This window comes from Streptomyces sp. NPDC059003 (assembly GCF_042740445.1).
Lineage (GTDB): Bacteria > Actinomycetota > Actinomycetes > Streptomycetales > Streptomycetaceae > Streptomyces.
The window spans coordinates 1-5,980 of record NZ_JBHYJH010000310.1; the positions used below are offsets into that span (position 1 = coordinate 1).

Annotated in this window: 6 protein-coding genes and 2 pseudogenes; 3 read left to right on the plus strand and 5 right to left on the minus strand. The window is 67.3% G+C overall.

All coding sequences use genetic code 11. The features are described 5' to 3' along the window. On the minus strand, nucleotides 1-1,011 hold a 1,011-nt coding region (locus ACFWZ5_RS44185), incomplete at its 3' end, for a reverse transcriptase domain-containing protein (protein ID WP_384892750.1). A 757-nt stretch (nucleotides 1,012-1,768) separates the two neighbouring features. Continuing rightward, nucleotides 1,769-1,999 carry a hypothetical protein gene (locus ACFWZ5_RS44190; protein ID WP_384892753.1) on the minus strand — a complete coding sequence of 77 codons (231 nt, stop codon included), beginning with the start codon at nucleotides 1,997-1,999 and terminating at the stop codon, nucleotides 1,769-1,771. 374 nt (nucleotides 2,000-2,373) lie between these two features. Between ACFWZ5_RS44190 and ACFWZ5_RS44195 the strand changes: the two genes are divergently transcribed. From ACFWZ5_RS44195 to ACFWZ5_RS44205, 3 genes are read left to right on the plus strand one after another with little or no spacing between them, the layout of a single operon-like run. Beyond that, nucleotides 2,374-2,673: a transposase gene (locus ACFWZ5_RS44195; protein ID WP_384892756.1), complete on the plus strand. Its 300-nt coding sequence runs from the start codon at nucleotides 2,374-2,376 to the stop codon at nucleotides 2,671-2,673. After that, nucleotides 2,670-2,918, plus strand: coding sequence for an IS3 family transposase (locus ACFWZ5_RS44200; protein WP_384892759.1), 249 nt, complete (start codon nucleotides 2,670-2,672; stop codon nucleotides 2,916-2,918). The genes ACFWZ5_RS44195 and ACFWZ5_RS44200 overlap by 4 nt, the downstream gene beginning before the upstream one ends. Beyond that, nucleotides 2,915-3,550, plus strand: a complete 636-nt coding sequence (locus ACFWZ5_RS44205) for an IS3 family transposase (RefSeq protein WP_384892762.1) — start codon at nucleotides 2,915-2,917, stop codon at nucleotides 3,548-3,550. The genes ACFWZ5_RS44200 and ACFWZ5_RS44205 overlap by 4 nt, the downstream gene beginning before the upstream one ends. A gap of 306 nt (nucleotides 3,551-3,856) precedes the next feature. Here the strand turns inward: ACFWZ5_RS44205 and ACFWZ5_RS44210 are convergent. The 3 genes and pseudogenes from ACFWZ5_RS44210 to ACFWZ5_RS44220 form a co-directional block, all read right to left on the minus strand. After that, nucleotides 3,857-4,598 (minus strand): annotated as a pseudogene (locus tag ACFWZ5_RS44210) (IS701 family transposase). A gap of 88 nt (nucleotides 4,599-4,686) precedes the next feature. Continuing rightward, a pseudogene (locus ACFWZ5_RS44215) lies at nucleotides 4,687-4,923 on the minus strand (IS5/IS1182 family transposase); the annotation flags it as partial. Between the two features lie 119 nt (nucleotides 4,924-5,042). Beyond that, nucleotides 5,043-5,606: a hypothetical protein gene (locus tag ACFWZ5_RS44220; protein ID WP_384892765.1), complete on the minus strand. Its 564-nt coding sequence runs from the start codon at nucleotides 5,604-5,606 to the stop codon at nucleotides 5,043-5,045. Nucleotides 5,607-5,980 lie beyond the last annotated feature (374 nt).

Genomic DNA, 5,980 nt, shown 5'->3' on the forward strand with positions numbered 1-5,980 from the left:
GAACCTGACCGCATAACCACACGAAACAGCGCCTACCTCCCAGATGGAAGGCCCGTGCACGATGCGCGTCTTGTCCTCGTTGAAGGCCAGTCCTCTCGGCGCCAGCCACTTGGCCAGCCGCGCCTTGACCTGCTGGGCCTGCTCACGCGAGTGACACAGAGCCACCAGATCGTCGGCATATCTGACCAGGACCGGGGAGCCCGGTACCGCCGTCCCGGCATCGCGATGCGAGGACGGATGGTAGCGGACTCCGGCGGCCTGCTCCATCCCATGGAGGGCGATGTTCAGCAGGACGGGGCTGATCACACCGCCTTGAGGGGTCTCCTCATCGGTCGGCGTGAAATTGCCCCGCTCGACCACACCGGCCTTCAGCCATTGCCGGACCAGTCCCCGGGCGGGGAAAGTGCCGAGCGAGGCAAGAAGGTGATCATGATCGATCCGGCCGAACGCCGCCGCCAGGTCCGAGTCCAGCACCCACACCCGCTTGCAGCTCGCGCCGCGTGCGGTCACATAGATGGCCTGGATGGCGTCCTGGCAGCCCCGGCCGGGCCGAAATCCGTACGATCTCGACTCGAACCGGGTCTCCCACTCGGGCTCCAGCGCGGCCGACGCGACACCTTGCAGTGCCCGGTCAGCGATCACGGGAATCCCGAGGCCCCGCCGACGCCCGTCAGGCTTCGGCATGTATACCCGCTTGACCGGCCGGGGACTCCACGGTCTGGCCCGGTGCTGCACCCAGTCCGCCAGTTCGGCCTTGGACTTGGGCAGCAGCGCCGTCTTCCCGTCGATCCCGGCCGTCGCGCGGCCAGCGTTGAGCTCCGTGACCCGCCGCATGCTCAGCAGAGCGTTGCTGCGGGAGCGGAGCATCAGCTTCTGCAGATTACGGACCTCCTTCAGGTCCCCTGCCTGCGACGCCGTGAAGAACCTCTGCCGCAGACGCTGTACGTCGTCCTCGGCCTGCCGCCAGTCGATCTCAGCCCAGTCGGTGACGTCGTCCGCGGGTCCGTTCACCGCGTCGACAGCGGCCGTGACGGTCTGCGCCGTCCCACCCGTCCGTCGTCGTGGCGTCCAACTTGCCCCTTGGTTCCGGTGCCGTCATTCATCAGTCTTCACAGGCTCACCCGGCCCACGTCAGCGCACTTTCGGGCCGGGACAGCTGTCCCTATCCGGCCAGTTATGCGGGAGTCGCCGGGAGAGGTCCCGGCCTGCGGCCCCGGTTTCCTGCTGCCTTTCGGCCACCGGCATTCGCTTCTTGGGCCATCCTGCGCCCGCTGGGGATATGGGCCTTCCTCGCGGTCGGCTTACCAGGCAGCGCCTGGACCCCATCGGGGTTGTCGTGCTGCACATGAGCAAGACGCGACCGGGCAGGGCGCCCCCTTTACTCCGGGGACAGAGGTGCGCTCCCGGCCGGCAACTACGCTCCGACCGGCACCTGCCGCTTTCCAACGGCCAGTTCCTACAACCCCGCTGCAACATCCCACCGGCAGGGGTAACCGTCACGAAGCCTTATCAGGGGTTCACTCGCATTCGCCCATCACCTCGCTCGCCTCTGTTGACGAGCGGAGCCGGGGACCCCGGCATCCGATGTCCCCGCCGGTCTTCTCCTCGCCTGTAACCCCCGGGTGGACCAAGGGTCCTTGGGCTTCTTCTCCGGGCTTCGCACCCCGTGGTTACTCGCGACGCACGCAGGAGCGGAGACAGGCCGTGCGCACTGGCCTGAGTACTACACCTCCGGCATCAGCCGAACCTCCAATCGGTGCCTCCCACTTCACTCATGCACCCTCACGTCGCACGTAGAGATCCCGGTCGCCTCCATCCCGACCAGGGTGATGCCCTCGGACAGCAGCCACTCGCGCAGAGCCAGCAGGTCCCGGGTCATAGAGGAGAAGACCCGGACCTCTTCGCGTCGCCGCTTGCCCGTTCCCGGCACCCGGATGCACACCTTCACATCGGACTTGCTGATGTCGATGCCCGCGCAGCGTTCGTAGACCACGTCCATGTCCAGCCCTCTTCGGTCGCCCTGGCGGTCACGCGGCCGCCCGGGGAGAGCGGGCAGGCAGAAGATCCTGGTACGCGTGCTCGAAACAACACTTCTGGGGGCCTGACGAGTGTTCTCCAGCGTCGTGCTAATCCACGGGCTCGATCACACCAAGGTATGTCCGACGTCGACCGGGCGGACGCGGCCCCATTTTCCCCGGCTCAGGGGGGCGCTCGGCAGAGGCGCTCGGATTGCTACTGCTGCGTTCCTCATAGGACGTACACATATCGACGTCTGCGTGTGCGGGTGGGAGGTGCCGGTCGGCCCCTGAGCCTTCCTCTTGATCGTGGACACCTGGAGACTGGGACCTGAGGTTCCAGAGGAGGTAGCAGCAGGTGGGAAGCAAGTACACGAAGCGGTACACCGAGGAGTTCAAGCGGGACGCGATCGCGCTCGTCGATTCCTCGGGCAAGACAGTCACGGCGGTCGCCCGGGAGCTCGGCATCAGCTCCGAGTCCCTGCGCGGCTGGTACCGCCGGGCAAAGGCCGATCGGGGCGAGGGCGCGCCGGGCGAGCTCACCACGGCCGAACGCGAAGAGCTCAAGCGGTTGCGTCGGCAGAACGTCGAACAGGCCAAGACGATCGAGGTGTTGCGAAAAGCCGCGGTCTTCTTCGCAAAGGAGAGCGATCGGTGAACGACACGTACGCGTTCATCGAGGCGGAGAAGACCACCCACGGCGTCGCTTTCCTGTGTCGGCTGCTGAAGGTGGCTCGCTCCTCCTTCTACGCCTGGCTCGCCGCGGCCAGAACCCGCTCGGCCCGCAAGGCCGCCGACGAGACCCTGGCCCACGAGATCACCGTCATCCACGTCGCCTCCCGCCACACCTACGGGGTCCCGCGCATCCATGCCGAACTGCGGCGCCTGGGGCGAGACGCGTGAACCACAAGCGCATCGCCCGCCTGATGCGCGAGCACGGCATCCAGGGAGCCCACCGCCGCAGGCGGAGGTCGCTGACCTGGCCGGACAAGAAGGCGAAGCCGGCCCCCGATCTGATCGGCCGCGACGACCACGCCAAGATCCCCGGCACGAAGCTGGCCGACGACATCACCGCCCTGCCCACCGGCGAGACCTTCCTCTATCTCGCCTGCTGGCTGGACCTGGCCACCCGTGAGGTCGTCGGCTACTCGATGGCCGAGCACCACCGCGTCGGCCTTGTCGTCGACGCGTTGGAGATGGCCGCCGGACGCGGCCGTCTCCAGCCCGGCTGCATAGTGCATTCGGACTGCGGCAGCGAATACACCAGCAGCCAACTCCGAGATGAAATACGCACGTTGGGCCTCCTGCAGAGCTGCGGATCCTGCTTCGACAACGCCGCCGTGGAGAGCTTCTGGGCCTTGCTCAAAGAAGAGATCGGCACCCGCGTCTGGCCCGACCGGGCCACCGCCCGCGCCGAGGTCTTCGACTTCATCGAGACGTTCTACAACCGCCGCCGACTGCGCAAGCACAAGGTCTTCGGCTACCTCACCCCAGCCGAGACCCGACAGCGGCACCACCACGACCTCGCGGCATAGAAATCGAGTGTCCAAGATCACGGGGAAGCTTCAGAGTGGGGTGTCGTCCGGCAGGTTGGACAGCCAGTAGTCGGTCGGCGTCTCGGCATCGGCGGGCCATTCGATCAGCAGCCATCAGTCGGGCAGGACCCCGTCCCACCAGCCCTGTCCGGCGGAGGCGGCCGCCTTGATCGGGCGTTCGACGGCCTTGCCCGCGGGCCGCACACGCAGTGTGGCGAAGCGAGGGCGCAACTCCCCGCGCGAGCCGTGCCGCCAGGTGACAGAGGTGAACGCGGTGGCACCGAGGCCGGCGGCAAGGGCCGCGACCTAGGGCGCGGGCTCCCGGTAGCGGGGCTGGGGCCAGCAGCCCACGGGCCCGTTGCGGGCCGGTGCCTGGGGCTCAGTGCCGAAGGAGTGGGCGACGACATCGGCACGGACGGCCAGCATGTAGGCGTTTCCGCGGTCGGCCAGTGCGCTGCGCAGACGGGCGTTGGTTCCGTAGGCGGCATCGGCCACTACGACCAGCGGCGTCATGCCCCCAGTGGGCGAGGCTGTCGAGCATGGCCAGCGCCAGGCGCCACTTCTCGCGGTACGTGACCTCGGGCGGGACTCAGGCTTTCGCCCGGCGCTCGGTGTCCGACGCCCACTCCTTGGGCAGGAACAAGCGCCACTGCAGCGGACAGGACGCCATGTCGCTGGCGGCGTGGATACTGACCGCGACCTGGCAGTTGGCTCGCTTGCCCACTGCACCGCAGTACTGTGGCGCCACGGCGACCGACATCGTCCCGTCCTTGGGGACCGACACGTCGTCGATCACCCACGCTGCCGGGGCGATGCGCGGCAGCATCCGCTCGCAGATGCGCCGCTACACCGGCACGGGATCCCACGTGGACTGGTTCACGAACTGCTGCAGGTTCTGCTCGTTGCCGTCCGGCAGCCGCGAGGCCATCGCCTGGATCGACTTGCGTCGCCCGTCCAGCATCAGCCCCCGCAGGTAGCAGTCGCCCTTGGCCCGCTGGTCCCTGCGCGGCACCGAGGCGAACACATCCGCCACGTACGGCGCCAACATCGCCCGTGCACGGTTCACTTCATGTGCGTCCACACACCCAACATGCTCCTGAACAGGCCCAACGTGAAGACCTAACGGAGTCCTACCTAGAGGTGGAGGTCTTAACGCTCTGGGTGTCGATGATGGAGGCCGTCGGCGACGGCCTCCGACCTTCCTATGCGCGGAGAGTATCGGGTCGTAGTTGAGCTGGGGAGGATCCTGTCGCGCCAGGCGGCGTAGTAGAGGTAGACGGTGCCATGGCTGGGAAGTCGTGCGGAAGATGCTTCCCAGGAAATCCGGTGCAGTTTAGATAGGGAATCGCGTCGAACACTTCCGACAAGGCAACCTACGCCGGTTTCTTGCGGGGCGGCGGCCCCGCCATGCATTTCGCTAGGCCGTGAAAATCAGCTCAGTCCGATCAGGGCCCATCGGGCGTCGGACTGTAGAAGGCGAGGCAATGAAGCATCATCCTCGGATGACAGTGTGACCGTCGGCCTGCAGTTCGTCAAGTTGGACGGCAACGGCGGCCATCCCGAGGAGTAGTGCGCCGCCGGTCGTCCCGGTCACCTGACTACCTCGAGGCCGTGACTCAGCCGGCGCTGGCGGGCCCGGGGAGAACCAGGTATTCCAGCAGAAGCTGAACGGGCCGGTGACCAGGGTCTGGTGACGGCGGATGGCGGTGTCGGAGCGGACCTGAAAGTCGGCCCAGCCGAGTTCGTCCTTGACATGTTTGTAGCTCTGCTCGATCCAGCGCCGCAGCCCGTAGAGCCGCACCACTTCGGCCAGGTCAGCGGCCGCGTGCCGGCTCCGTGTCTCGCGGGGTGAGGCGGGCCGGGACAAGTTGGTGGCCGGGTGCCAGGCGGACGTCTCGGGGCAGGGCGGCGGTGCGTCCATCACGGAAGGCACGGATGACCGGCTGCCAGCCACCGGGCCTGCCGGGGCGTGCCACGCCAGTTCGCGGGCGGCGCCCACGGGCTGGAAGGCGTCCTGATGCTGCCAGGTGCCGTGACCGCGTTTGACAGCCATCACGAACGGGAGGGTAGCCGTTGTTGTGGCTTGGCGGGTGAGGGTGGCCCCGATCTGCAGCGTTGTGCGGAAGCCGGGGGTCGTACCACCCCGTGGTCGGTCTTCCCGGCCGCGCCCGGGTTGACCGCGTCCTGGTCCTAGCGACTTGGATAGCAAGAACTGCAGTCGCTGCACCGCCGCATGCTGGGCTCCAGCTGCGGCTTCCGAACCGGCCAGGCAGGTCAGCGTCTTGTTGCGGTCCCGCAGCAGAGCAGCCCTGCCAGGAGCTCGCAAAACCCACGCCGCCGTGCCAGCGTTTCGAAGAGATCACCGAAGCGGGCAGCTTAGAGGTTGTCTCATGTGGCGAGTTTCGTCAGCTTCTTGTAGCAGGTGAGAGC